This is a genomic window from Phyllobacterium chamaecytisi, assembly GCF_020164455.1.
Classification (GTDB): Bacteria; Pseudomonadota; Alphaproteobacteria; order Rhizobiales; family Rhizobiaceae; genus Phyllobacterium; species Phyllobacterium chamaecytisi.
This window is the reverse complement of record NZ_JAIQWW010000001.1, coordinates 602,143-625,343: the sequence shown is the minus strand read 5'-3', so window position 1 is coordinate 625,343 and position 23,201 is coordinate 602,143. Positions and strand designations below refer to the sequence as shown.

The 23,201-nt window shown below is 56.5% G+C and carries 25 protein-coding genes and 1 tRNA gene; 18 read left to right on the top strand and 8 right to left on the bottom strand.

Annotated features, from left to right (window positions below):
* Positions 1-149: 149 nt before the first annotated feature.
* From rplM to LB462_RS03220, 7 genes are all read left to right on the top strand, one after another.
* Positions 150-614 (top strand): 50S ribosomal protein L13, encoded by a 465-nt coding sequence (rplM, locus tag LB462_RS03250; RefSeq protein ID WP_112551331.1) that lies wholly within the window; start codon positions 150-152, stop codon positions 612-614.
* Between the two features lie 2 nt (positions 615-616).
* Positions 617-1,096, top strand: a complete 480-nt coding sequence (gene rpsI / locus LB462_RS03245) for a 30S ribosomal protein S9 (protein ID WP_112530868.1) — start codon at positions 617-619, stop codon at positions 1,094-1,096.
* A gap of 305 nt (positions 1,097-1,401) precedes the next feature.
* Positions 1,402-2,358 carry an agmatinase gene (speB, locus tag LB462_RS03240; RefSeq protein WP_224505923.1) on the top strand — a complete coding sequence of 319 codons (957 nt, stop codon included), beginning with the start codon at positions 1,402-1,404 and terminating at the stop codon, positions 2,356-2,358.
* Positions 2,359-2,589: 231 nt separating this feature from the next.
* A complete protein-coding gene (gene argC, locus LB462_RS03235) occupies positions 2,590-3,528 on the top strand; it encodes an N-acetyl-gamma-glutamyl-phosphate reductase (RefSeq protein WP_224505922.1) in 939 nt (312 codons plus the stop codon).
* 129 nt (positions 3,529-3,657) lie between these two features.
* Positions 3,658-4,509, top strand: coding sequence for an aminoglycoside phosphotransferase family protein (locus LB462_RS03230; protein WP_224505921.1), 852 nt, complete (start codon positions 3,658-3,660; stop codon positions 4,507-4,509).
* Between the two features lie 71 nt (positions 4,510-4,580).
* The gene (locus LB462_RS03225; protein WP_224505920.1) at positions 4,581-4,820 is read left to right on the top strand and encodes a type II toxin-antitoxin system Phd/YefM family antitoxin; all 240 of its coding nucleotides are present in this window, start codon (positions 4,581-4,583) and stop codon (positions 4,818-4,820) included.
* Positions 4,820-5,209, top strand: a complete 390-nt coding sequence (locus LB462_RS03220) for a type II toxin-antitoxin system VapC family toxin (RefSeq protein ID WP_114429255.1) — start codon at positions 4,820-4,822, stop codon at positions 5,207-5,209. Before LB462_RS03225 ends, LB462_RS03220 begins: the two co-directional genes overlap by 1 nt.
* Here LB462_RS03220 and LB462_RS03215 read toward each other — a convergent pair.
* On the bottom strand, positions 5,206-6,276 hold the full coding sequence (locus LB462_RS03215) for a COX15/CtaA family protein (protein ID WP_370637057.1): 1,071 nt from the start codon (positions 6,274-6,276) through the stop codon (positions 5,206-5,208). The genes LB462_RS03220 and LB462_RS03215 overlap by 4 nt on opposite strands.
* A 213-nt stretch (positions 6,277-6,489) precedes the next feature.
* On the opposite strand from LB462_RS03215, the gene LB462_RS03210 reads away from it, so the two are divergent.
* Together LB462_RS03210 and LB462_RS03205 are read left to right on the top strand one after the other, a co-directional pair.
* Positions 6,490-7,371, top strand: a complete 882-nt coding sequence (locus LB462_RS03210; protein ID WP_224505918.1) for a hypothetical protein — start codon at positions 6,490-6,492, stop codon at positions 7,369-7,371.
* A gap of 125 nt (positions 7,372-7,496) precedes the next feature.
* Positions 7,497-7,715, top strand: a complete 219-nt coding sequence (locus LB462_RS03205; RefSeq protein ID WP_112530862.1) for a DUF2842 domain-containing protein — start codon at positions 7,497-7,499, stop codon at positions 7,713-7,715.
* Between the two features lie 7 nt (positions 7,716-7,722).
* Here the strand turns inward: LB462_RS03205 and LB462_RS03200 are convergent, their stop codons facing one another.
* Together LB462_RS03200 and LB462_RS03195 are read right to left on the bottom strand one after the other, a co-directional pair.
* Complete coding sequence (locus tag LB462_RS03200; protein ID WP_224505917.1) at positions 7,723-8,088, bottom strand: nuclear transport factor 2 family protein; 366 nt, start codon at positions 8,086-8,088, stop codon at positions 7,723-7,725.
* Between the two features lie 72 nt (positions 8,089-8,160).
* Positions 8,161-9,177, bottom strand: coding sequence for a polysaccharide deacetylase family protein (locus LB462_RS03195; protein WP_224505916.1), 1,017 nt, complete (start codon positions 9,175-9,177; stop codon positions 8,161-8,163).
* A gap of 168 nt (positions 9,178-9,345) precedes the next feature.
* Between LB462_RS03195 and LB462_RS03190 the strand changes: the two genes are divergently transcribed.
* A complete protein-coding gene (locus LB462_RS03190) occupies positions 9,346-10,473 on the top strand; it encodes a GNAT family N-acetyltransferase (protein ID WP_224505915.1) in 1,128 nt (375 codons plus the stop codon).
* Here LB462_RS03190 and LB462_RS03185 read toward each other — a convergent pair.
* Positions 10,470-12,680: a GumC family protein gene (locus tag LB462_RS03185; RefSeq protein WP_370637038.1), complete on the bottom strand. Its 2,211-nt coding sequence runs from the start codon at positions 12,678-12,680 to the stop codon at positions 10,470-10,472. The genes LB462_RS03190 and LB462_RS03185 overlap by 4 nt on opposite strands.
* Before the next feature lie 269 nt (positions 12,681-12,949).
* On the opposite strand from LB462_RS03185, the gene LB462_RS03180 reads away from it, so the two are divergent.
* The 5 genes from LB462_RS03180 to LB462_RS03160 all read left to right on the top strand — a co-directional run bounded on the left by LB462_RS03180 (position 12,950) and on the right by LB462_RS03160 (position 17,719).
* Positions 12,950-13,471 carry a polysaccharide biosynthesis/export family protein gene (locus LB462_RS03180; protein ID WP_162701976.1) on the top strand — a complete coding sequence of 174 codons (522 nt, stop codon included), beginning with the start codon at positions 12,950-12,952 and terminating at the stop codon, positions 13,469-13,471.
* Positions 13,472-13,479: 8 nt separating this feature from the next.
* Positions 13,480-14,601, top strand: coding sequence for a glycosyltransferase family 4 protein (locus tag LB462_RS03175; protein WP_224505913.1), 1,122 nt, complete (start codon positions 13,480-13,482; stop codon positions 14,599-14,601).
* 64 nt (positions 14,602-14,665) lie between these two features.
* A complete protein-coding gene (locus tag LB462_RS03170) occupies positions 14,666-16,207 on the top strand; it encodes an undecaprenyl-phosphate glucose phosphotransferase (RefSeq protein ID WP_224505912.1) in 1,542 nt (513 codons plus the stop codon).
* Positions 16,204-17,472 (top strand): O-antigen ligase family protein, encoded by a 1,269-nt coding sequence (locus tag LB462_RS03165; protein ID WP_224505911.1) that lies wholly within the window; start codon positions 16,204-16,206, stop codon positions 17,470-17,472. The genes LB462_RS03170 and LB462_RS03165 overlap by 4 nt, the downstream gene beginning before the upstream one ends.
* 7 nt (positions 17,473-17,479) lie before the next feature.
* On the top strand, positions 17,480-17,719 hold the full coding sequence (locus LB462_RS03160) for a hypothetical protein (protein ID WP_224505910.1): 240 nt from the start codon (positions 17,480-17,482) through the stop codon (positions 17,717-17,719).
* A gap of 43 nt (positions 17,720-17,762) precedes the next feature.
* Here the strand turns inward: LB462_RS03160 and LB462_RS03155 are convergent, their stop codons facing one another.
* Positions 17,763-19,928, bottom strand: a complete 2,166-nt coding sequence (locus LB462_RS03155; protein ID WP_224505909.1) for a mechanosensitive ion channel family protein — start codon at positions 19,926-19,928, stop codon at positions 17,763-17,765.
* A gap of 207 nt (positions 19,929-20,135) precedes the next feature.
* On the opposite strand from LB462_RS03155, the gene LB462_RS03150 reads away from it, so the two are divergent.
* Positions 20,136-20,456, top strand: a complete 321-nt coding sequence (locus LB462_RS03150; RefSeq protein WP_112530852.1) for a hypothetical protein — start codon at positions 20,136-20,138, stop codon at positions 20,454-20,456.
* 140 nt (positions 20,457-20,596) lie between these two features.
* Here the strand turns inward: LB462_RS03150 and LB462_RS03145 are convergent.
* Positions 20,597-20,673, bottom strand: a tRNA-Pro gene (locus LB462_RS03145).
* Positions 20,674-21,204: 531 nt separating this feature from the next.
* Here LB462_RS03145 and LB462_RS03140 point away from each other — a divergent pair.
* Positions 21,205-21,636 (top strand): DUF2000 domain-containing protein, encoded by a 432-nt coding sequence (locus LB462_RS03140; protein WP_224505908.1) that lies wholly within the window; start codon positions 21,205-21,207, stop codon positions 21,634-21,636.
* Position 21,637: 1 nt separating this feature from the next.
* Here the strand turns inward: LB462_RS03140 and LB462_RS31375 are convergent, their stop codons facing one another.
* Together LB462_RS31375 and LB462_RS31370 are read right to left on the bottom strand one after the other, a co-directional pair.
* On the bottom strand, positions 21,638-21,829 hold the full coding sequence (locus tag LB462_RS31375) for a helix-turn-helix domain-containing protein (protein WP_370637056.1): 192 nt from the start codon (positions 21,827-21,829) through the stop codon (positions 21,638-21,640).
* A 98-nt stretch (positions 21,830-21,927) separates the two neighbouring features.
* Positions 21,928-22,458: an AraC family ligand binding domain-containing protein gene (locus tag LB462_RS31370; protein WP_224506039.1), complete on the bottom strand. Its 531-nt coding sequence runs from the start codon at positions 22,456-22,458 to the stop codon at positions 21,928-21,930.
* Positions 22,459-22,646: 188 nt separating this feature from the next.
* On the opposite strand from LB462_RS31370, the gene LB462_RS03125 reads away from it, so the two are divergent.
* Positions 22,647-22,982: a hypothetical protein gene (locus LB462_RS03125; protein ID WP_224505906.1), complete on the top strand. Its 336-nt coding sequence runs from the start codon at positions 22,647-22,649 to the stop codon at positions 22,980-22,982.
* Positions 22,983-23,201: the final 219 nt, after the last annotated feature.

The following is a 23,201-nucleotide window of genomic DNA, read 5'->3' as shown; positions in this document are numbered from 1 at the left end:
ACGCGAGCCCCCCGCCCCTTTATTGAAACCCTCGACTGCGGTGGGTTCTCCCGCCGTTTTTCATTGTTATGCGGAAATTCAAGCTTCCACATAACCCAAGCAACAAGAAAAGCCTTCTTTTATGAAGGATGATCTCAAGGACGAACACAATGGCTACCTTCACACAGAAGCCGGCAGATGTGACGAAAAAGTGGATCCTGATCGACGCCGAAGGTCTCGTCGTCGGCCGTCTTGCTTCCATCGTCGCCAACATCCTGCGCGGCAAGCACAAAGCAACCTTCACCCCGCACGTGGACGATGGCGACAATGTCATCATCATCAACGCCGACAAGGTTGCGCTCACCGGTAAGAAGTTTACCGACAAGGTTTATTACTGGCACACCGGCCATCCCGGCGGCATCAAGGAACGCACTGCCCGTCAGCTGCTCGAAGGCCGTTTTCCGGAACGCGTCGTTGAGAAGGCTGTCGAGCGCATGGTTCCCCGTGGCCCGCTCGGCCGTCGCCAGATGAAGAACCTGCGCGTTTACGCCGGTTCCAACCACCCCCATGAAGCTCAGGCACCTGAAGTCCTCGACGTTGGCGCGCTGAATTCCAAGAACAAAAGGAGCGCATAAGAATGGCTGAGCTCAACTCGCTCGCAGAACTCGGTACCTCTGCCGTCGCCCCGACGCAGGCCGCTGCACCGGTTCATGTCCAGAAGCTCGATGCCAAGGGCCGTGCCTACGCAACCGGCAAGCGCAAGGATGCGGTTGCCCGCGTCTGGATCAAGCCAGGTTCCGGCAAGATCGTCATCAACGAAAAGGAATACGGCAAGTATTTCGCCCGTCCGGTTCTGCAGATGATCCTGCAGCAGCCGATCGTTGCTGCCAACCGCGCCGGCCAGTACGACGTTATCGCTACCGTTGCCGGTGGTGGTCTGTCCGGTCAGGCTGGTGCCGTTCGTCACGGCATCTCCAAGGCCCTCACCTATTTCGAACCTGCACTGCGCGGCGTTCTGAAAAAAGGCGGCTTCCTGACACGCGACAGCCGCGTCGTCGAACGCAAGAAGTACGGCAAGGCGAAAGCCCGTCGCTCGTTCCAGTTCTCGAAGCGCTAATATCGCTTCATACGGACACGAACAGAAAGCGGGCCTTCGGGTCCGCTTTTTTGTTGCGCTGAAGAGAGTCTCTCAGCATTTGATGTCCGGTTATCTCTCCCCTTGCGGGAGAGAAAGCGATTTCAGCATCTTAGCTTCTTGGCTAAGTGCTAGAAATCGCCAGAGAGGGGATTTGCAATCTTCACACTACCCCCTCTCTTAGATTTTCTAAGGATTTAGCAGAGAGGCTAAATCCAAGAAAATCCTTTCTCCCCCACCAAGGGGGAGATAAACGTCGTGCATGAAATTTCCCCCGGAGCCAGACCATGCCATCAAAATCCATCGATCATGCGTTTACAGCGCGCAATCTGACCAGCGCGGCGACTGATCCGACCCATGCGGGCGCCCTCTCCTTCATGCGCCGCCGCTATACGAAGAACCTGAATGGTGCCGAGGCTGTCGTTTGGGGCATTCCATTCGATGCGGCCGTGTCCAACCGGCCGGGTGCCCGGTTTGGTCCACAGGCGATACGGCGGGCCTCGGCGATTTTCGACAATGATCCGCAATATCCGTTCCAGCGCGATCTGTTTGCCGATCTGGCGGTCGTAGATTATGGCGATTGCCTGCTCGACTACGGCAATCACCAGAAAACCCCGGCGACGATCGAGCGGGAAGCTGCAAAGATCATCAAGTCCGGCGCGTTCCTCCTCTCGCTCGGCGGCGACCATTTTGTCACCTGGCCGATCCTCAAGGCGCATGCAGCCAAGCACGGTCCGGTGGCACTGGTACAGTTCGATGCGCATCAGGACACGTGGTACGACGACGGCAAGCGTATCGATCATGGATCGTTCGTTGGCCGCGCCGCGCGCGATGGCGTCATCGATCCTGCTCATTCGATACAGGTCGGCATTCGCACCCATGCTCCCGACGATTGCGGGTTGAAGATCGTTTATGGCTACGAGGTTGAGGAAATGTCCGCAGCGGACATCGCGAAGCAGATCATTGCCCGGACAGCTGGCAGGATGGTGTATCTGACCTTCGACATCGATTGCCTCGATCCGGCCTTCGCGCCGGGCACGGGCACACCGGTCGCCGGCGGACCGTCTTCGGCGAAGATCCTCTCGGTGCTGCGGCACCTGACGGAACTGAACATTGTCGGCGCGGATGTGGTTGAGGTTGCGCCCGCCTATGACCATGCGGACGTGACGGCGATCGCAGGTGCCACAATCGCGATGTATTATTTGGGTATATTGGCGGAGAAAAAGGCCAAGCAAAAACGATGATGATCCTGGCAATGCTGCTGTGCGTGGTTCGACAAGCTCACCATGAGGAAGAACGGCGGGTTGCAAGATAACCGCCAATCTCCCAAATGAGGGTGATAACGTTGCAAGGTTAGTTCCCTGCAATCAACCACCTTCCCTCATGGTGAGCTTGTCGAACCACGCACAGCCGCCAGGGCCAATAGAAAAAACTGAGCTAACCATTTGAATTCAAAACTTTCCGAAGGCATTCCCATGAAACCGAAAATCTTCATCGATGGCGAACACGGCACCACCGGCCTGCAGATCCGCACCCGGCTTGCGGGCCGCGACGATCTCGAGGTGCTTTCGATTCCGGAAGCCGAGCGGCGCAACAAGGATATGCGCGCGGACTTTCTCAAGGAATCGGACGTCGCCATCCTGTGCCTGCCCGACGACGCGTCGAAGGAAGCCGTATCGATTCTCGAAGGGCACAACTCGACGAAGATCATCGACACCTCGACCGCGCACCGCGTGCATCCGGACTGGGCGTACGGCTTTGCCGAGCTTGATCGCGACCAGCGGCAAAAAATCGTCGATGCGCGGCTCGTCGCCAATCCCGGCTGTTATCCGACCGGCGCTATTTCGCTGGTTCGACCCTTGCGCGATGCGGGCATCCTGCCCGGCGACTATCCGGTGACCGTCAATGCCGTCTCCGGCTACACCGGCGGCGGCAAGCAGCTGATCGCACAGATGGAGAATCCGGATGCGCCTGATCATATCGACGCAAACCATTTCCTCTATGCGATGCCGCTGAAGCACAAGCACGTGCCGGAGTTGCAGGTGCATGGGCATCTGGATCGCAAACCGATCTTTTCGCCAAGCGTCGGGCGTTTTGCGCAAGGTATGATCGTGCAGGTGCCGCTGTTTACCGGCGATCTCAACGGCAATCCTTCCATGGCGGATATCTACTCAGCGCTCAGCGCCCATTATGAGGGCCAGAATATCGTGCAGGTGGTGCCGCTGGCCGAAAGCGTCATGTTGCCCCGCCTCGATCCGGAAGAGCTGCGCGATACGGACATCATGAAGCTCTATGTCTTTGGCACGGAAGGCAGCGGTCAAGTCAATCTTGTCGCCCTGCTCGACAATCTCGGCAAGGGTGCGTCGGGGGCTGCCGTGCAGAATCTCGACTTGATGCTGGGAAACCATCGATAACTTCACCCCGATGGACATCTGATGCAATTTTCTACGCTTCCGGTGCTCATGGACGAATTGTCCACTGCGCTCCGGGTCTCGAAAATCACACCATCTGCCTCATCAGGCTGAGTTCTCCAAGGTTTCCCCATGGCTGACGTGCTTCTGGAGACTTTCCCGCCCGAATGGAAAGTCTCCTCGCCCAAACTATTCACCGAAACGCCGACTAGCCGGATTATCATGGTGCGGCTTGAAAACGGTGAGCAAGCGGTGGTCAAGCAGCTGACATCAGTCGGCATGCAGGAGGAATTGCGCGGCGCGCATTATCTCGATTGGCACGACGGCAATGGGTGCGTGCGTCTGCTGGCGCGACAGGACAATAATCTGCTGCTCGAATATGGCGGGAAGCGCACATTGCTCGATCATCTCAACGAGCATGGCGATGGTGCGGCGACGTCGATCTACGTGGATGTCATGAGCCAGCTGATCGCCAAGCCATACGAGGCCGGGGAAAACCCGCATGAATTCGTGTCATTGCGCGAGCAATATTCCAGTCTCTTCAAGAAGGCGGAAGCGGGCAGGAAGAAGGGCATCGACAACCTGTTCGTTGAGGTCGCGCCCATCGCGGACAGACTGCTGAGCGATCGCAGCCATATTCAGCTGCTGCATGGCGACATTCATCACGAGAATATTCTGCATGGCAAACGCGGCTGGCTGGTCATCGATCCCAAAGGGCTGATCGGCGATCCGATGTATGATACCGCCAATATGTTCTATAACCCGCTGGATCGCGACGACCTGCGCCAAAGCGAAAGCCGCATCGGGATGATGGCGCATAAATTCTCGCAAGCGTTCGGGCGCGATATCAGAACCATTCTGGGCTTCGGCATGACTCATGCCTGCCTGTCGGCATCCTGGCATGACGAGGACGAAAATTTTGACGAGTCGAAGCGCAGCCTTGGCGTGGCAGAGGCAATCCGGCGTGTGCTCCAGACCATTTAAAGCCTCCTTGACCAAGTTGACCAAATGGTGTGCCCATGGTACCTTTGGTCTACTTGGTCAAGGAGAGAATTGTGAACCAGATCAATCTCTATGATGCGAAGACGAACCTTTCGAGTTTGGTGGATCGTGCGGCATCCGGCGAAGAGGTCATCATTGCGAAGAATGGTGTCCCGCTCGCAAAACTCGGCCCTTTGCCGAAACAGCAGGAACCGCGCAAGCCTGCTCATGCACTCGGCATTTCCTATATTGCCGAAGACTTCGACGCGTTAGATCCGGAGATCGCAACACTGTTCAATGATGACACATTGTAATGCAGCTGCTGCTCGACACACATGTTCTTCTCTGGTGGGATGAGGGCGCCGATAGACTCGGCTCTGTAACCCGCGACGCAATTGCCAATCCTGACAACCAGATCTACATCAGCGCAGCGTCGATCTGGGAAATTGCCATCAAAAGCGCCAAGGGCAAGTTACGATTTTCCGGCTCGCCCCATGCAGCCATCGAGCGAAATGGCTTTTTGCCGCTCTCCATATCGCCGCATCATGCAGAACTTGCGGGACAACTCGCATGGTCGCATCCCGACCCCTTCGACCGGATGCTGATAACGCAGGCGCAATCTGACGGTTTGATATTGGTCCACGCCGACAGTGTAATTCACACCTACAAGGAAGTGCCCCAGCTTTGGGCACGCGATACTTAGCGCCCAGCGACGACTTCTGTCTCACGCGGATAAGCGCCCTTGGTGCCGCGCCAATGGGCAACGGAAAAGCCGAGAATGACGATGGCGAAGAACTGATGCAGCAGCCCGAGGCCGATCGGCACCTGCATCAAAAGCGTCGTGATGCCGATCGCCGCCTGCAGGGTTACCAGAACGACAAGAAGCACGGCGCGGCGCGCATGGGTGGTGCCGGGGGCTTGCCGGACTGTCGATACAGCCTGCCAGATAGCCACGATCAACACGAAATAAGCAAAGCAGCGATGGACGAATTGCACTGTCTTCGGGCTTTCGAAGAGATTGTGCCAGATCGGCTGGATCGGGAAGAGATCGCCGGGAATGATCGACCCGTCCATCAGTGGCCAGGTATTGTAGGAAAGGCCTGCATCAAGGCCAGCGACCAACGCTCCAAGGTAAATCTGGATGAAGACAAAGAGCACGAACCAGCCAGCAAAACGCTGAATCTGGCGGTTGGCCGGCGCTTCGGAGTAGACAGCAAGGCCGCGCGCCACATACATGACCGCCGCGAAAATGATGCAGGCAAGCGTGAGATGCGTGGCGAGCCGGTACTGGCTGACGTCGACCCGATCGACCAGCCCCGATGCGACCATCCACCAGCCTACGGCACCTTGCAGAGCGCCGAGCGCCAGAATGAAGATCATGCGCGGCTTCAACCGGCGCTCCAGCCTGCCGGTGAGCCAGAAGAAGGCGAGCGGTACGGCGACGAGAAAGCCGACGCCGCGCGCGAGAAAGCGATGCGCCCATTCCCACCAGAAGATTTGCTGGAACTCCGCAAGGCTCATGCCCTTGTTCAGCTGCTGATATTGCGGGATCTGCCGGTATTTATCGAATTCCTCCATCCATTGGTCATGGCCGAACGGCGGTATGATGCCATGGATAGGCTTCCATTCGGTGATGGAAAGGCCGGAGCCAGTCATCCGCGTTGCACCGCCGACAAGGACGATGGTCGCCAGAACGATCAGCACCAGATAAAGCCAGATGCGGATATATTGGCGGTTTCGCGCTTCGCGGTCCTGAACCGAGACGACCATGCCCTGGGATAGTGTGTTGGCAGCCATGCAAGACGCTCCTTATTGCGCCGATAGGTGCAGCATAAGCGGTTGCATGACAAGCGCGGTTCACGCGACACGCCGTCGCGTCCAGGTCTGCGCCGTCACGAAGGCGTCATCGCTTATTCGCCACACTGCCAGAGCAATATTGCGCCTGGCATCGTGCCCGGCAATATCCCTTTAATCTGAGAGGTTATGATGTTTAATTGGTTGAAAATCACAGCCGGCACAGCTGCCGCCGTCGTCTATGTCACCTGTGCTGCTCAGGCCGCAGACGTGTTGGCGAGCAAGGAATACAAGATCCTGCTCACTCCATCCCTCTTCGACAAGCAACCCGCAACAGTTGCCAATCAGTTTCTGACTGATCTGAAAGCCCAACTGAAGACGGTAAATTTCGATCGCAGCGTTGACGGCAAGTTCACCGAAGATGAAACGCGCACCGTGCGCTTTTATGATTCGCCCGGCACCTGCCACCTGAATGCGTCGGGCTACATGCTACGCACACGCGGCGACGACGCGGCCAGTGAAATCACGCTCAAATTCCGCTCGTCCAGTCAATCGACGGCCGCGGCCACTGACGTCAGCGGTAGCGTTTCCGGAGCCAAGACCAAGCTCGAAGACGACATCGTGCCGCCTTTAAAGGAAACCTTTTCGCACTCGACGACAGAACCGCTCGCCGCGACGAAAAAACTGAACAGTCTGGATGATGTAACCGGCCTCTTCCCCGGCATCAAATCACTCGATCTGCCGAAGAAGGATATTTTGAGTCCTGTCGGCAAGCTCGATATTACCGAACATACCTATACCGGTGTCGATAGCGACCTTGGCGCAAAGGACGCGGATTTCTCGCTGACGCTATGGTATGTCGGTACTGCCGCAAAGCCTGCCATTGCCGAACTTTCCTTCAAGGTCAAATCCGATGGTGGCGCCTTTGCCGCCAAGGTGACGGAACGTTCGAAACTCATCTTCGACACGATGCAGGGCATGACCCAGTGGGTGTCCAGCAGCAGTACCACGAAGACACAGTGGGTCTACCAATATCAGCCAGGATTTTGCTCAGGCGTAAAACTGCTCTAATGACGAAAAGGCGGGCCGCTCCGCCTGGAATGGCCAGCTTTTTATCACCGCAATGGCTTTTTTGCTTTCCGGCAGTTTTGTTTACCGTTAGAGGATGGCCGGAAATTGTAGGACTGGATAGCGCAATGCCTGTAAGGCTGAAGAAACTTATCGGAACATTTCTGCTCGTGGCGCTCGTCTGCGTCTATGCAATCGTCGCAACGATCTTTGCAGTCGCGCTGCTTGGCAATTCCGGTCCGTGGGTTCACCTGCTCTACTTCTTCGGAACAGGATTCCTTTGGGTAGTACCCGCAATGTTCATCATCAGCTGGATGGAAAAGGCGCCGAAGAAGAATTCACCTTGATGCTTGCTCAACCAGATGCGCGCGAGGGTGCCGGATCAAACCGATCGGCGAAATATTGCGTTTCGTTCGCCACCAGTCCTTCACGGAATTCCATGATGCTCACCACATAAGACGGTACGTCATCGTAGGTAAGCACGTATTCAGTCACCCAGAGATCGCCGCCACCGATAATTCGCTGGATCGTAAAACGCTTCTTGTTTGGCTGGACCAACCGGCTCTCTTGAATGTTCTTCCGCCCGCGGATCCGTTCTCCCGATTGAGGATAATAGAGCACGGCGTCCTCGCGGTAGATTTCATGTTCGACCTTGAAATCGCTTGCGTCCGAAGCATCCCAATGGCGCTCCAGCGCCATTCGCACGGTTCGATCATCCATCTCGCTCTCCCAGCTACGCTGGTTGAGGATACGCCTGTGGGGAGGCGCCGACAATGTGCCCTAGAACTTGCTCTAGGCCTGGACCACTCGCCTCCCCGCATTGGCGATTGGCGTCGTCACGCCACTCATCATCGTCCTGGCGTAGACCAGTTTCTGGAAGCGGCCGTTGATAGAGATGCGTGGCAGCGCCCACATATTCGCCCGGTGTTCGGTGTGGATGGTGCCGTGCCTTGTCGTGACGGCAGAGACAAAACCTTCCGCGGCGGCTATCTCGGCTTCGCGTCGTCCTGCAGCTTTTGAAGAGCCGTAGGGATAGGCGAAATGAGCCGGCCGCTTGCCGAGTTCTGCTTCCAGCATATCGGCGGACAGGCGCATCTCCTGCGCAACCATATCCGGAGTCAATTTCTTCAGATTGTAGTGATGGATCGTATGCGCGCCGATCGTGCATAGCGGATCACTGGCAATATGGCGCATTTCCTTCCAGTTCATGACGTCCTGATCGGCGGACACGCCACAGATCATTCCCTCTTGCGCGCACATTTCACGAAGGACCGGCAATTGCTCCAGCTCGGTCAGCGTGAACGAAAAATAGCGCATCAAGGAATGAAAAGTTGTGCGTTTTTGAAATAGAGTCCCGCAACGCCATTCCGGTCCGCCGGGGATCTTTATGGAATCTGCCTTGGCGATGAGTTTTTCGGCGATCTCCCACCACAGTACCGCAGCGCCCTCGATCAGGCCAGGAGCAGCATATATTGTGAACGGCGCATTGTGCTTCTGGAAAACCGGATAGGCGTGATTGAGGTTGTCGTTATAGCCGTCGTCGAGCGTGATGGCGACAAAGCGCCGTTTGCCGGGTGACCCAGCTTTAACGCGCTCAGCCATCTCGTCCATGGAAACGATCTCCGTGCCCTCGGATTTCAGCGACACGATGATTTGATCGAGAAAGACAGGCGTGATCGCCAGTGAACGGGTGACGCCGAGCGGACTGATACAATCCGGACGTACCCGGTGCAGCATGATGATGGAACCGAGCCCGCCAAAGCGGTCGCGTGTGCTCGAGGCAAAGCCGCTATGCCAAGCCAGTCTCATCACGGCTTTTCGTATCAAGTCGGCCGCGTGGACCATTCCTTCACCAATTCGCGTTATTTGAAGATATCGAAGGGATTCTGTTCATCAACTCTTGCGACTTAAACGTTTATATATGGTTGATCAACAAAACCTCGCCGCCTTTCGCATCTCCTCCAATGGAACGCAAGAATGTCCGTCACTTCACGACAAGCAAAAATAATTGCACCGCTTGAAGCCAAAGCATTGTGGAATGAACTGGGCGAGGATTTTCTTGCGGGCCCAGCACAAACCGCCAACTGGTTTTCATTCTGGCAGTCATGCGTCAATGCAGACTGTCTTGTCGCGGCGCTCTTTGAAGCTGAAAGGCCGGTTTTCCTTATGCCGCTGGAGATTGTGAAAAGAGGTCCCGTCCGGATTGCCGCGTTTCCCGGCGGACCGCACGCCAATTGCAATTTTCCTGCACTGGCGACTGACGCGCACATTACGGCAGCCGATCTCATTATTCTCTTTAAAGCGCTGCACAAGGTCCGTCCGGGTATCGATGTTGTCTCGCTTGTACGACAGTTGGGCGAGCTTGACGGCAAGGCCAATCCGTTGATGCAGCTGCAAAGTCGCGAGAATGCCAATATCAGCCTGGGTATTACGTTGGACCGGGATTTTGAAACCGTGGTTGGCCGGCACAATGCCAAACGCAAAAAGAAGAAGCATCGTCAGAACACGCGCCGGTTCGAGGAGGCAGGCGGATATCGCATCGTGACGGCAACCACTCCCGTCGAGACCAACGCGATGCTCAACAACTATTTCGAGTGCAAGGCAGCGCGGCTCGCCAAGGCTGGTATCAAGAACACCTATGAACCGGCGGGAACCATGGAATTCTTCCAGCAGCTGTTCGCCCACGAAGTTCAATCGGCAATGCCAGGCTTCCAACTCAAAGCGCTTGAAGTAGCCGGCCAGTATCGCGCGGTTCTCGGCAAGTCTTATGCGAGAAAACAGACGTTCATCGATTTCATCGGCATCACAGAGGATGAACTGGTCAGCGCCAGCCCCGGCGAGTTTCTGTTTTTCGAAGACATTCAGGACAGTTGCAAGACGGATCTCGCCGTCTACAGTTTTGGCATCGGCGACGAACCGTATAAACGCAGCTGGTCCGATATCGAAGTGCCGAGCTACGACACCGATGTCAGCCTTACGGCGAAGGGGCGAATGTTCGCAGGATACCTCGATGCGCGCGGCAAGCTGGTGCGCCGCATCAAGAAAAACGAAACCGTCTGGGCCGCGGTGAAAAAGGCCCGTTCGCGTCTCTTCGGCAAACGTTAGGCCGAACGTACAATCCGGCCAGAATCGAGACGCAGATGCTCTTTCTCGAAAGGCGTCAGAAGTTCGGGCTCAAGCAGCTTCGCGTCGTAAACAGCCTTGGCAGTAGCAGCCACATCAGGGTCGTCAGGGTCGACAACGCCGAGAATGAGCTCCGTTCCGTCGGCCAGCAAATGCTTCAGCTCGACAACAGTCGCCGGACCTGCATCGACAACGACTAGATCATAGGCCGACTGCAAAGCATTGAGAATCATCGGCAAACGGCCAACGGACTGCATCGCTTTCGCCGGGTCGTGATTGCCGAGCGGGATGATCTCGGCTTGCGAATAGTGATCCGGATGGATGACGTCGCTGAAATGCTTTTCTGAAACCAGAAGATTGGTGATGCCCGGAAGATTCTTGTCGTCCAGCATGGAACGGCCGATTTCACCCGAGCCCGTCATATCTACGAGGATGACCCGCACACCCCGATCAGCCAATTCGCGCACGAGCAGGATGGTCAAGGCCGAGGCTTCGTCGCCTTCCGGCGAGACCACCACGGCGCGCGCTGCGCCGCTCGCCATCAAACGCGTCGCGACATTGGCAATGCCCGAATGACCGGTGGGGATTGCCGGCGCTTCCGCTGGAGCCTCCACGGCCGGTGTGTCCAATTCCGGCGGCTGTTCTTTCACTTCGGGCAACGCGTGCTCTTCGGGAATTTCACGGATATCGGCAGCAAGTGGTGCGACGGGTTGTGCCGTCGGCTGAGCAGGTTCGACAACAACAGGAGGAACCTGTTCAGGGATACTGCGAACGGTCGCGGGGGCTGTTGTTTCTTCCGCGACGACTGCCTGTGGACTGGCCGGACGAAGCGCCTGTCCGCTGAACAGGGCCCGCAGCAGAGTGATGATGCTGAGGAGCAGCAGCGACGCAACAAATGCGGCAATCGTCATCGGGATCTTCTTCGGGAAGTACGGCTCGATCGGCCTGTCGGCGCGGGAGAAGATACGCGCATCCGCGGGCAGATAGCCGCGGTCCGTGCGGGACGATGCTTCACGATAACGCGTCAGGTATGATTCGAGCAATTGCCGCTGGGCGGTGGCTTCACGCTCCAGCGCGCGCAACTCCACCTCTTCTTCGCCTGCTTTCGAAGATTGCTCCTTCAACTCATTGAGCGAGCTGGTCAATTGGCTCTCACGCAAACGGGCGGTTTCAGCTTCGGCTTCGAGGCTGCCAAGAACCTTGCGCGCCTCGAGACGGATCTGGTTGTTGAGATCGGCGAGCTGCGAACGCAGTGCCCGGATGCGAGGATGGCCACTGAGCAGGGATGCGGAAAGATCGGCAATATTGTTGTTGAGCTGTACCTGACGCTCGCGCAGGCGCTGGATCAGGGGCGACGCCATGACAGCTGGCAGCGTTTCGACAGGCGCACCCTTGGCCAGCGCAGCGCGGACACTCTGGGCGCTTGCCTCGCTCGCCGCCCTGTTTGCCCGTACACGCGACAGTTCCGTAGAGAGCTCCGAAAGCTGCTGGGTGGCGAGAACAGCATTATTCTGGCCGATCAGGAGGTCTGAGGAACCCCGGTACGCCGCTACCTTCGCCTCGGCATCCTTGACGCGCTGGCTGAGGTCGGCGATCTCCGGCTGCAACCAGCCAGCTGCATCGGTGTTTGCCCGGGATTTCGCCGATTGCTGCGTGGCGACGTATTCGTCCGCGATGGCGTTGGCGACCGATGCGGCAAGCGCCGGATCCTTGGAGGAGAACTGAATGACAATGACGCGCGAAGCCGCGACATTGTAAACGAGCAAGCGATCGCGTACGGACTGGAGAATATAGTCGTCGCGCGTCTCTTCATCCGGGTTGTTGCCGATGCCAACAGCGCCAAACAGACGCGACAGCGCCGAGGGTTCAGCCCCAGCGGAAAGTTCGGGGTTCTTGGCGAGGTCGAGTTTGACGATAACGCGTTTCAACAGATCGGACGAACCTATGAGTTCGACCTGGCTCTTGATGCCCTCCTGGTCCAGCACCGGCCGGTCGTCCGCCTGCTGGTTTGCCGGCCGGGTGAAAACCGATTCCCCCGTTTCGATGAGGATGCGGGTCTCGGCGCGATATTTTGGCGAGACCAAAGACATGAGCAGGAATGCCAGCGCCGTCAAAAGCAGCGAGCCGACGAGTATTCGCAGCTTGTTGCGCCACAAGCTGGCAAACAACGCGCCTATATCAATGTCCACATCGTTTCCGACAGAGCTCGCGGGCATTCCAGAACACTCCAATACGAATGGTATAATGGTAAAGACGCATGGTAACCAGCGAGTTAAGAAGTTGCAGTATTCAACCACAGCGTGCAGTTACCTGCCTGTCGCTGCTAAACTTTACCAGCCATTAACCCTAATGAACTGATAATCCCGCACAGAATCGAGAAAACTTCTCCGCAACGTTTGTTAGGGTTCGTGACGTGTTCAGCAAGCAGATCTTTCTGGTGGCCATCGGCGTTGTTTCCATGACGCTGGGTGGATGCGCCAGTTACCGCCCGGCCCCGGCAGCGTTCAACGAAGCCATCAACAAGCCTTACATGCTGGACGCGGGCGACCGCATCCGGCTGACTGTGTTCGAGCAGGAAGGCATTACCAACACCTATAGCGTCGACCAGGCTGGATATATCTCCGTCCCGCTGATCGGCAGCGTCCCTGCGCGCGGCAAGACCATCCAGCAGATCGAAAAGGAAGTCGCCGCCAAGCTGCGCAAAGGTTATCTGCGCGATCCGGACGTGGCAGTCGAGATCGATCGCTACCGTCCCGTCTTCATCATGGGTGAAGTCGGTGCGGCCGGGCAATACTCCTACGTTCCGGGCATGACGGCGCAGAAAGCCATTGCCGCGGCTGGCGGCTTTACCCCGCGCGCCCAACAGAACGATGTCGATATCACGCGCCAGTTCAACGGCGAAAGCCTGACCGGCCGCGTTACCATTTCCGATCAGGTGCTGCCCGGCGACACAATCTATGTGCGCGAGCGGTTTTTCTGATCACGGGGATGGCCGACAAACCATCTCTTCGCATCGTTCACTGTTTTCGCGCGCCTGTTGGCGGAATATTTCGCCACGTGCGCGATCTCATCGAAGCGCAAGTGAAAGCCGGTCACAAGGTCGGCGTGATCTGCGACGCATCGACCGGCGGTGACTTCGAGGAAGCCTTGCTTGCAGGGCTGCGCGACAGGCTTGAGCTCGGTCTCGAACGCATTGCCATGCAGCGCCAGATCGGCCCAGGCGATGCAATGGCGGCGCTGCGGACATACAGGATCATCAAGAAATTGCAGCCGGATGTCCTGCATGGGCACGGCGCCAAAGGCGGCACCTATGCGCGGCTCTTCGGCTCATGGCTGCGGGTATCCGGTTCACGCGTTGCCCGGTTTTATTCTCCGCATGGCGGCAGTTTGCACTACGATCCCAACAGCCTGCAGGGCTGTGTGATTTTCCGGGTCGAACGCGCCATGGAGAAGATGACCGACAGGATCATTTTCGTCTCCGCATTCGAACAGAACGTCTATACGAAGAAAGTCGGTGAGCCGCGGTGCGGTTTCGCGCTGATTTATAACGGCTTGGCAGACAGTGAATTCGAACCGATCGTGGCATTGCATGACGCCGCCGATTTCCTTTTTATCGGCGAGATGCGCGTATTGAAGGGCCCAGATATCTTCATCGGCGCCCTTGCGAAAGCGAACAGTCAAAGCGGCCAGAAACTGACGGCAGTCATGGTTGGAGATGGGAAGGATCGAGCCAGCCTCGTCAAACAAGCCGGTGCAAATATCCGTTTTCTCATGCCGATGAAGGCGCATGAAGCATTCAGGCTGGCCAAAGTGGTCGTGATCCCTTCCCGCGCCGAAGCCCTGCCCTATATCGTGATCGAGGCTCTCGCTGCCGGGATGCCGGTTATAGCCAGTCGCGTCGGCGGCATTCCGGAAATCCTCGGCGATGATTCCCCTGCCCTGGTGCAGCCGGACGCCAATGATCTGGCTAGCAAAATGACCTATGTCATCGGCGATATCCCAGGCTACAGGCAGACGCTTCCAAGTATCGAAGCTCTCAAGCAAAAGTTCGGTATCGAGGCAATGGCTACGCGGCTGGAAGCCGAGTATTTCGCAGCGCTGGAACTCTAGATTCCTCAAGCCTTTCTTAGCGCATATGTGCTATTGACGGGCAATTCGGGCTTTCAGGTGAATCATGACAGACAGAAAAGCGGAATCGAAGCTTTCGCGCGAGGTTGTTCGCAACCTTACGCCCGACACGCCGCGCACCTCCGGAAAGAAGCCGGTGCTGAGCCCGGTCGCCTATCAGATCGCCTCGCAATATGCCAAGGACACCAATTCGCCGGTAATGATCAGCGGCATCATGCGGATCATCGAGTTTTTGATCATCGTGCTGGCGGGCATTGCTGTCTTCATCATTTACGTGGGCCCGTCGGCTTACACGTTCCTGCAGTATTCGCTTGCGATCCTCGCGACGGCAGTGGTCACGATCATGCTCCTGGAGCTCACCGACAGTTATCAGCTTGCCGTCATGCGCGACCCCTTCAGCAAGTTCGGAAAACTCATCCTCGTATGGTCCGGCGCTTTCGCGATGATGTCGCTGGCGGCGTTTTTCCTCAAGACCTCGGAGGACTATTCGCGTGTGTGGTTTGGCACCTGGTACGGGTCGGGACTGATCCTTTTCCTGGTATTCCGCATAGTCATGTCGCGCCTGATCCGGCGTTGGGCCCGCAACGGCAAGATGGAACGGCGCGCGGTTATCGTTGGCGGCGGCAAGCCGGCGGAGGACCTTATCCGGTCGATTGAACAACAGCCCTATAACGACATTCGCATTTGCGGCGTTTTTGATGATCGCGATGCCAAGCGGTCACCGCCGATCGTCGCAGGTTATCCAAAGCTCGGTAATATTTCCGAATTGATCGAGTTCGCGCGTATCGCCCAAATCGATATGCTGATCGTCTCCCTGCCGATCACCGCGGAAGCGCGGGTGCTGTCGCTCCTGAAGAAGCTCTGGGTTTTGCCCGTCGATATCCGCCTGTCGGCGCACAACAACCATCTGCAGTTCCGCCCGCGCGCCTATTCCTATATCGGGTCTGTCGCCATGATCGACCTGTTCGACAAGCCGATCAACGACTGGGATTCGGTGGCAAAACGCGCCTTCGACATATTCTTCAGCCTATTCGGCTTGATCGTGTTCAGTCCGGTCATCCTGGCGACTGTCATTGCCATCAAGCTCGAAAGCAAGGGCCCGGTGATCTTCAAGCAACTCCGGCATGGCTTCAACAACGAGATCATCGAAGTCTGGAAGTTTCGCTCCATGTTCACCGAGATGTGCGACCCGACAGCGCGCAATGCAGTGGTAAAGAACGACCCGCGTGTGACCCGCGTCGGCCGCTTTATACGCAAGACCTCGATCGACGAACTCCCGCAGTTCTTCAATTCATTGATGGGAACGCTGTCACTCGTCGGGCCCCGGCCGCACGCGATCGCGGCGCATACCCGCAATCTCCTTTATAACGAGGTTGTCGACGGCTATTTCGCGCGGCATCGGGTGAAACCGGGCGTGACCGGCTGGGCACAGATCAATGGATGGCGCGGCGAAGTCGACACGGACGACAAGATCAAGATGCGCACGGAATTCGATCTTTACTACATCGAGAACTGGTCGTTGTGGTTCGACCTGAAAATCCTGTTCCTCACTCCCGTGCGACTTCTCAACACGGATAATGCCTATTGAGCGCGGCAATTGATCAGAACCGGCAGGCCAGCGTAGACAACGCCGCAAAAAACCGCGCTCTGATCAAATTGATTTCAACTTTTGCCGTTGGCTTCGGGGTGTTCCTCAGCGGCTTCGTCATCGATGAACCTGCACCATACGAGCTCTATATGGCTGGCCTTATCGCTGTCTGGGCCCTGTTCGGTCTGAGATTGTCGCGCACGGTCGCCGCCCTCCTCGCCATTCTGGTGGTCTTCAATCTCGGCGGCCTTGTTTCCCTCGCGCAGATGCCCGACCTCAAAGCGGCGCCAATGTACATCGCCGTTTCGCTCTTTCTCGGCTTTACGGCGGTTTTCTTCGCTGCGATCATCGATGCCGACCATCGCGTCCTGCGTGTCATCTTCAAGGCCTATATCCTCGCTGCGATCGGTACATCGCTGCTCGGGATCCTTGGCTATTTCGATGCCTTTCCCGGAGCAGAACTGTTCACGCGCTATGGTCGCGCGATGGGTGCCTTCCAGGACCCGAATGTTTTCGGACCGTTCCTCATGCTGCCACTTGCCTGGCTGGTGCACGGCGTCCTTGTGGGCGACCTTCGGGCCCTGCCATTGCGCCTGATCCCGATCCTCATCCTGACGCTTGGCATCTTCCTGTCTTTCTCCCGTGCGGCCTGGGGAATGGCCGCCCTGATCATTGCCGGCCTGGCACTGCTTCTGTTCATCAGAAACCCTAATCCGCTGTTCCGGACGAGGATCATCCTGCTTGCAGGCCTTGCCGTCGTGTTTGTGCTGCTCGCAGTAGTCGTCGCATTGCAAATCCCGAGCGTTGCCGACCTTTTCACGGCACGAGCGCAGCTGGTGCAGGATTATGACGATGCGCAATTCGGACGCTTTGCCCGCCACTGGTACGGCCTGCTCATGTCGGTTGATCATCCGCTCGGTATAGGCCCGCTGGAGTTTGGACCGATCTTCGGCGAAGACACGCATAATATCTGGCTGAAAGCGGCGCTGGACTATGGCTGGATCGGATTTATCAGCTATCTGACCCTTACCATGTTGACGCTGGGCCTCGGACTGCGCATCCTGTTTCGGGAGCGCCCCTGGCAACCCTTTCTGCTCTGCGCCTATCTTGTTTATATAGCGCATGTGGCCATCGGCAATGTCATCGACACAGATCATTGGCGGCATTTCTGGCTGCTGATCGGCATCATCTGGGGATGTGCCGCATTAGAGGTCCGCCACCAAAGAAATGGTCGTTTGCCAGTTCCTGATAGAAGAACGAATTGACCAGCATATGATGCGTTTTAAAAACAACAAGAACAACTATTCGGACGCTGATGCCGAACTCATGCAGCGCTCTCTGGATTCGGCCATCCGGCAGCTGGATGACCAGGACATATCAGACGACGAAATCAACACGCTGGCACGTTTTGTGCGCGCTGCCTTCATCATCGGCAATCGGGATGTGGAGTCCATGGCGAGGTTTGCGGTGAAGGCGGTTCTCATACGACGCAAGAGCCGCGCGAAGCGCTAGGGCCAGGGCCAGATTAACAGGTTCCGACCCTGGGGTCGTGATCTCAATTCTCCTGCAGCTTAGCTGCTTCGGCAGCCTTTTTGCGTGCTATCGCATCATTTGTGGCTGCCGCGGCGACATTTGCCGCCGAATGATCCTCATTACCGGCAACTTGTACTGTTGGTGACGCAAAGCCGATGCCATTGGCTCCGAACGCTTCCCTGATCATGGCATAGGCGCGGCGGCGGATCGTGGACTGATGCCCCGGTTTTGTCATCATGGCGAAGCTCAGATTGATACCGTAATCGCCGAAAGCCTCGACGCCCTTCATCTTGACCGTCTCGATGATCTGCGGGCCGAATTCCGGATCCTGCAGCAGTTCCGCGCCGACGACTTTCACCAGCTTTTTGACCTTGGCGATATCCGTGTCGTAGCTGACCGAAATAAGGAATTTGTCGATGACCCAGTCACGGCTCATGTTCTGCACGGCACCTAACGTGCCGAACGGTACGGTGAAGATCGGGCCGCGATGGTGCCGCAATTTGACGGAGCGGATACTGAAGGATTCGACTGTACCCTTGTAGCTGCCGCTCTGGATGTATTCTCCCACCCGAAACGCGTCGTCGGTCATGTAGAAGATGCCGCTGATAATGTCCCTGACCAGGGCCTGCGAGCCGAAGCCGATGGCGACGCCGAAAATGCCGGCGCCCGCGATCAATGGACCGATTGCCACGCCGAGACCGGACAGAACCATCATCACGGCAATCGCGGCGATGAGCACGGCAAGAAAATTGCGCAGAATCGGCAGCAAGGTCATAAGCCGCCCGCTGCGGGCCAGTGCAGCTTCATCGCCGCCTTCGATGCGGGCTCGTTCGATACGCATGTTGATGAGACCCTTGAGCATATGCCAGATCAGATCTGCGGCGAGCAGGATCACCACGCCACCCAGCACGCCGCGAATCATGCGGCTCGCGGCCTCGTCCTCCATCAATCCGCTTGTGCGAAAGCGAATGACCGCGCCGAGCCAGGCGACTGCAAGTATGATGACGATCACCCTTGCTCCCCGCTCCAGGAGGACTTCGAAGACCGGATTCCTGGCTCTTGGCGCATCATCGGGGCCGGCGAAGAACGACTTTACGATTGTGCTGGTTGTCTTCAAAATCGGAGGCAGGATGATGACATAGATGCCGACCCAAAAAGCCAGGCTCATGCCGGCAACCCATAACAACCAAAGTACGCATAGATAGAGTGTGAGCAGCCACTCCTTGGCGCGGTAGGCCCGGGATGCAACGGGGGCTTCCGGGCGGTTCCAGACGGTTTCCAGCGCCACCGCCAAAAGGCCGAAGCCGAGTGTGTAAACAATCAGGCTCCTGACGTTGGGGGTGAAATTCAGCGCGGTCATCCATCCCGCCGCCGCCCAACCTGTGAAGAAGATGCCCGTGAACCAGGCAACACGGCGATACCAGAACGCGGCCTGCACATCATCCATCGGAATGAGACGCGCCACGATCTCGCCGCCGTTTATTTGTTTGCGGTCGGTTCCGAGCGAAATGGCGGCCAATCGCATGATCACGCGCCAGGCTATCAGGGCAACAAGCATGGGCAGGACAAGCATGGCCAGGAGCGGCGGCCACGTAAAGGCGTGGAAGGCACCGATACTGGCCAAAGCAAAGACCACCAGCGGTGCCATAGCGGCAAAAATCGATCGGCCGATCACGTGATGCCGTTTGGGCGTATCTGCCTCAGTTGCCGCCGGCACCGCCATTTTCCGGCGTGCCCGGGCGAGAATACGCCGAAAGACAAATTCGGCCCCGAAGCCGAGTGCAGCAAATGCAGCAAAGAGCAGCAAAATCGCCCCCGGACGTCGACCGTTGATTTCGGTCATGATCGTGGAGCGTGCCCCAGCAAATTCGCCGGGAACTGCCGGAATGGCTTGTACGATGCCGCGCAAGTGCGCCCGAATGGCGTTCGACCATTGCATGAAGTCGCTTGCCGATGCAGCAACGGAAACCTCTTCCGCCGCCGCAGGCGGAGCACCCTTGGCGGCGATCCATGCTTTGATTTCTGGATCATCCAGAAGCTTCAAAAGCTCTTCGACTTTTTTGGGCGGCGGCTGGGTAGCCGCAGTCTGCGCCTGCGAAACTCCGGCAAGGCTCAGGAAAACAACGCAGCTCAATGCAAGCAGGATGCGCATTTTTGCGGTCATGGCTTGAAACACGGCAGTACTCATGCGTTTGCCCCCGGACAGACGTTTTGGTATATTATGAACGCAATATAATGACCTGTCTCACGAATAGTACAGCATTGCGTGCATCGGAATAACGTTGCCGGTTCTATTTACCAGTTCCGCCAAAATAAATGGTGCCATGGCCGTCCCGCCCTATTGCTGCCAACCGTACAGGTTTACATATAAGCTCTGCCAACACGAGGAACGGTCATGACCCGGATCGAATACAGGTTGCATGCATTTGATCTCGCGAGCCCCTTCGGCTTCGCCGACGGCAATATGTTCGGTCACCTGTTGCGGGAAAAACTCGGAAAGCTCGCGCCGGACAAGCGGGCCGTTCTGATCGAATGCGTCAAAAGGTTTTTGCTCCCGGCGCTGCCGCGGCGGATAAAGACTGTTCTCGTCGGCACGCACAATCCCATCCGTATCCCTGACGGCGAAACGATCGACGATATCGAGGATTTCACGGTCGGCATCAGGGAAGATCAAGTGCTGGAAGTGGCCGCTGAACTCGCTTCGAAACACGATTGATCGAAAAACATCAAACCGGATGCGCTGTTTAGAGCATTTCCGTTTTTACGCAATTCCGGACGCAAAACCGGTTCCCACTTTTGCTGGAATTGTTCTCGTCTGCTCCCGGAGCAGGCGTATAGCCGATATTGCGGCTATACTGGTCGGAGTGGCCGGATTCGAACCGACGACCCCTTGACCCCCAGTCAAGTGCGCTACCGGGCTGCGCTACACTCCGATAATCTTGCTAAATCAATGACTTAGCAAGACATTCAATCCTCAGAATATCCGGCTTGTTTTCTGCCGGGATAACGCTGAGGGTAACAGTCACGCCGATTGTTTGCGAAGTCTCTGGGGGAAACCTCAAATCGACAGGCGAGCAATTACCCTATGGCGCTATCGGAGGCAAGGGCTGCAACGGAACTACCGATAAGAAAAAGGCCCCACAGGGCGAACCATGCGCGAGACCTCGCACGGCCGGCCAGTCAAACTCGAGAACGATCCTGACTTTCATTAAAAGATATCGGGGCCCTTTGGATCTCTGAGCATGTGATGTGACCGAAACATTCACTTCAGCCTCACGGCCCGAGGCCGCAGAATGGTGTTCAGTTCATCTCGATCACCAGCGCTGCAACAGGATACAATACAGTACGGATGCAGGGAATTAAACTTCGCTGCATGACAGAGAAACAACATCCAATTTGCGGGCGTTCTCCCGCAACATCTCTCCATCATCGATAGATGCTCTTTCAAGAAAGGATGAAAAGAAATGCTAAGTGACTTAGTTTCCGAGATCGAACCCGGTCGTTGCGCTATCGTCGTTGATCAAAGCCTACCGGTCGGACGGGCGGCGAATGCAGCAGCCGTTATCGCGTTGACGATGGGCAAGATTCATCCCGAACTCGCTGGCGTTGACCTAATCGACGGAAGCGGGTTGGCACATCCAGGCCTCATTCCCATTGGTATCTCTGTTCTTGGCGCAACCGCTGAGGAGCTCAAAGCATTGAGGGAAAAGGCAACATCGCGCGAGATCAGCGTCGTTGACTTCCCTATTCAGGGACAGCAAACCAATGACTATTCGGCTTTTGGAAGCGCCGTGGCATTGGTGGAAACAAAGGAACTTTCATATGTTGGGGTAGGACTTTACGGCTCTCGCAAGGTTGTGGGAAAGATTGTTGGAAAGTTCGGGTTTCTTAAATAACTCACGGACCTTCAATATGAGCGTCCCTATAGACGCCTGGCGTTACGCCAAGTTGCCTGTAAAAACTTCGGGTGAAATGCGCCTGATCGGTGAAACCCGCTTCCGCGGCTATGCCCGCAAGCGACTCGCCGTTCCGAATCTTTGATGTAGCCAATGAAATCCTGGCTTGACGTTGGAACTCGTGCGGCGTCATGCCGACTTCTTTCTGAAAAGCCCGATAGATCCTGTAGGGTGTTAATTCTGAAACCGCTGCGATATCTTGAAGGCTCACCTGTTCATCGAGCCTTTGCATTAGGAACTCTCTCGCCCTCCGGACTGCTTTCGACTCGGTTCCTCCCGGGGATTCCCGTAGCCGCTCTTTGACATGTCTCGATAAAAAATAGTCTGCAAACTCCGCTGCGGCCTGACCTCGTACCAATGGAGCGCTGCTCGCTCCGCGTGAACGTGCAAACCACTAAACATGTCGGTCAGTAGGGGATCTCGGATGATTGGCCCGGAAATCGATCGCGTTTGGCTGTGATAAGGATTGTCACACACCCATTCATTCACAGCATCGAAGTCGACATACAGTGTCCTTAAACTCCAACCCTCGCCATCAACAGGTGAACCAGCGTGCGGAACGTCCGCATCAATAGCATAAAGGTCACCTTTGCGAGCCGTAAACTCTTGACCCCGCATGCGAATTCGGATTGCGCCGTCTGTGATAAGCGAAAGGCAGATTTTGTCGTGGGTGTGCATGGCGTATGAAAAATCGATAAAACGACCGCGAAGGAACTCCGCGTTCAGTCCGTCTGTCCGCCATATCTTGGTGCTTTCAACCATAGGTTCCAAATAGGATGTCCGTACCTGCTGTACAATAACATCATTCGTCACCACCTCCAAAGAATTGCCTACCAGGCGGTGCGTGAAAAACCATAAAATAAGAATATGGCAGCTTGGTCGCCGCCATAAAAAGACAATCTGCCCCGTTTTCGCCCATAGTGATTATGCCCTGCCGGTCGGAAGTCCAGATGAAATATGCTATGGTTTGGCTGGAGGAACGGAGGGACAGAACGTTGCCCAATCACGAGGAGAAGATTGCGTCCTACAAGACGCTGATTGATTTGCACTATAGTAATGTCGAGAAAGCACAATGGAGACTGTTTGAATTGCGAACCGGATCGATAACTACTGCCGGGGATGAAGTCGCTTTCAGCAGGTCATTAATTGCAGATGAAATGTGCGAAATCCGCAAGCTGGAAATGCTCCTGAAGCGGCTTGAACACCCCAAGGAAAACGACACGACAGCGTTATGGCGTATGTTACGTCTGGGGGGCAGTTTTGGCTGGAGCCGTAGAATAAACTGAATATCGCTAGCCCTCATCTGGGGTGAGAAGAAGGAGGAGAGCAAGACAACGAGCCCCCACGCGGCTGTCTCTTCTCCTCTCTCTCCCCCCAACTGGCCGCTTTAGCGGAGGAAACATTTGTCCCAAGACCGGGGTGCTAACAGCGGTCAGCGGGGTCAAGTTACACCCGATTTGGCGTGCCGTATAAATGGCTTTATGGCCATCCACCGAAAGGCGTAA

Bases quoted from the DNA above. Each gene is read 5' to 3' on its own strand.
- rplM (WP_112551331.1), top strand. From the start codon at position 150: ATGGCTACCTTCACACAGAAGCCGGCAGATGTGACGAAAAAGTGGATC.
- rpsI (WP_112530868.1), top strand. From the start codon at position 617: ATGGCTGAGCTCAACTCGCTCGCAGAACTCGGTACCTCTGCCGTCGCC.
- speB (WP_224505923.1), top strand. From the start codon at position 1,402: ATGCCATCAAAATCCATCGATCATGCGTTTACAGCGCGCAATCTGACC.
- argC (WP_224505922.1), top strand. From the start codon at position 2,590: ATGAAACCGAAAATCTTCATCGATGGCGAACACGGCACCACCGGCCTG.
- LB462_RS03230 (WP_224505921.1), top strand. From the start codon at position 3,658: ATGGCTGACGTGCTTCTGGAGACTTTCCCGCCCGAATGGAAAGTCTCC.
- LB462_RS03220 (WP_114429255.1), top strand. From the start codon at position 4,820: ATGCAGCTGCTGCTCGACACACATGTTCTTCTCTGGTGGGATGAGGGC.
- LB462_RS03215 (WP_370637057.1), bottom strand. From the start codon at position 6,276: ATGGTCGTCTCGGTTCAGGACCGCGAAGCGCGAAACCGCCAATATATC.
- LB462_RS03210 (WP_224505918.1), top strand. From the start codon at position 6,490: ATGATGTTTAATTGGTTGAAAATCACAGCCGGCACAGCTGCCGCCGTC.
- LB462_RS03205 (WP_112530862.1), top strand. From the start codon at position 7,497: ATGCCTGTAAGGCTGAAGAAACTTATCGGAACATTTCTGCTCGTGGCG.
- LB462_RS03200 (WP_224505917.1), bottom strand. From the start codon at position 8,088: ATGGATGATCGAACCGTGCGAATGGCGCTGGAGCGCCATTGGGATGCT.
- LB462_RS03195 (WP_224505916.1), bottom strand. From the start codon at position 9,177: ATGAGACTGGCTTGGCATAGCGGCTTTGCCTCGAGCACACGCGACCGC.
- LB462_RS03190 (WP_224505915.1), top strand. From the start codon at position 9,346: ATGTCCGTCACTTCACGACAAGCAAAAATAATTGCACCGCTTGAAGCC.
- LB462_RS03180 (WP_162701976.1), top strand. From the start codon at position 12,950: ATGACGCTGGGTGGATGCGCCAGTTACCGCCCGGCCCCGGCAGCGTTC.
- LB462_RS03175 (WP_224505913.1), top strand. From the start codon at position 13,480: ATGGCCGACAAACCATCTCTTCGCATCGTTCACTGTTTTCGCGCGCCT.
- LB462_RS03170 (WP_224505912.1), top strand. From the start codon at position 14,666: ATGACAGACAGAAAAGCGGAATCGAAGCTTTCGCGCGAGGTTGTTCGC.
- LB462_RS03160 (WP_224505910.1), top strand. From the start codon at position 17,480: ATGATGCGTTTTAAAAACAACAAGAACAACTATTCGGACGCTGATGCC.
- LB462_RS03155 (WP_224505909.1), bottom strand. From the start codon at position 19,928: ATGAGTACTGCCGTGTTTCAAGCCATGACCGCAAAAATGCGCATCCTG.
- LB462_RS03150 (WP_112530852.1), top strand. From the start codon at position 20,136: ATGACCCGGATCGAATACAGGTTGCATGCATTTGATCTCGCGAGCCCC.
- LB462_RS03140 (WP_224505908.1), top strand. From the start codon at position 21,205: ATGCTAAGTGACTTAGTTTCCGAGATCGAACCCGGTCGTTGCGCTATC.
- LB462_RS31375 (WP_370637056.1), bottom strand. From the start codon at position 21,829: ATGACGCCGCACGAGTTCCAACGTCAAGCCAGGATTTCATTGGCTACA.
- LB462_RS31370 (WP_224506039.1), bottom strand. From the start codon at position 22,458: ATGGTTGAAAGCACCAAGATATGGCGGACAGACGGACTGAACGCGGAG.
- LB462_RS03125 (WP_224505906.1), top strand. From the start codon at position 22,647: ATGAAATATGCTATGGTTTGGCTGGAGGAACGGAGGGACAGAACGTTG.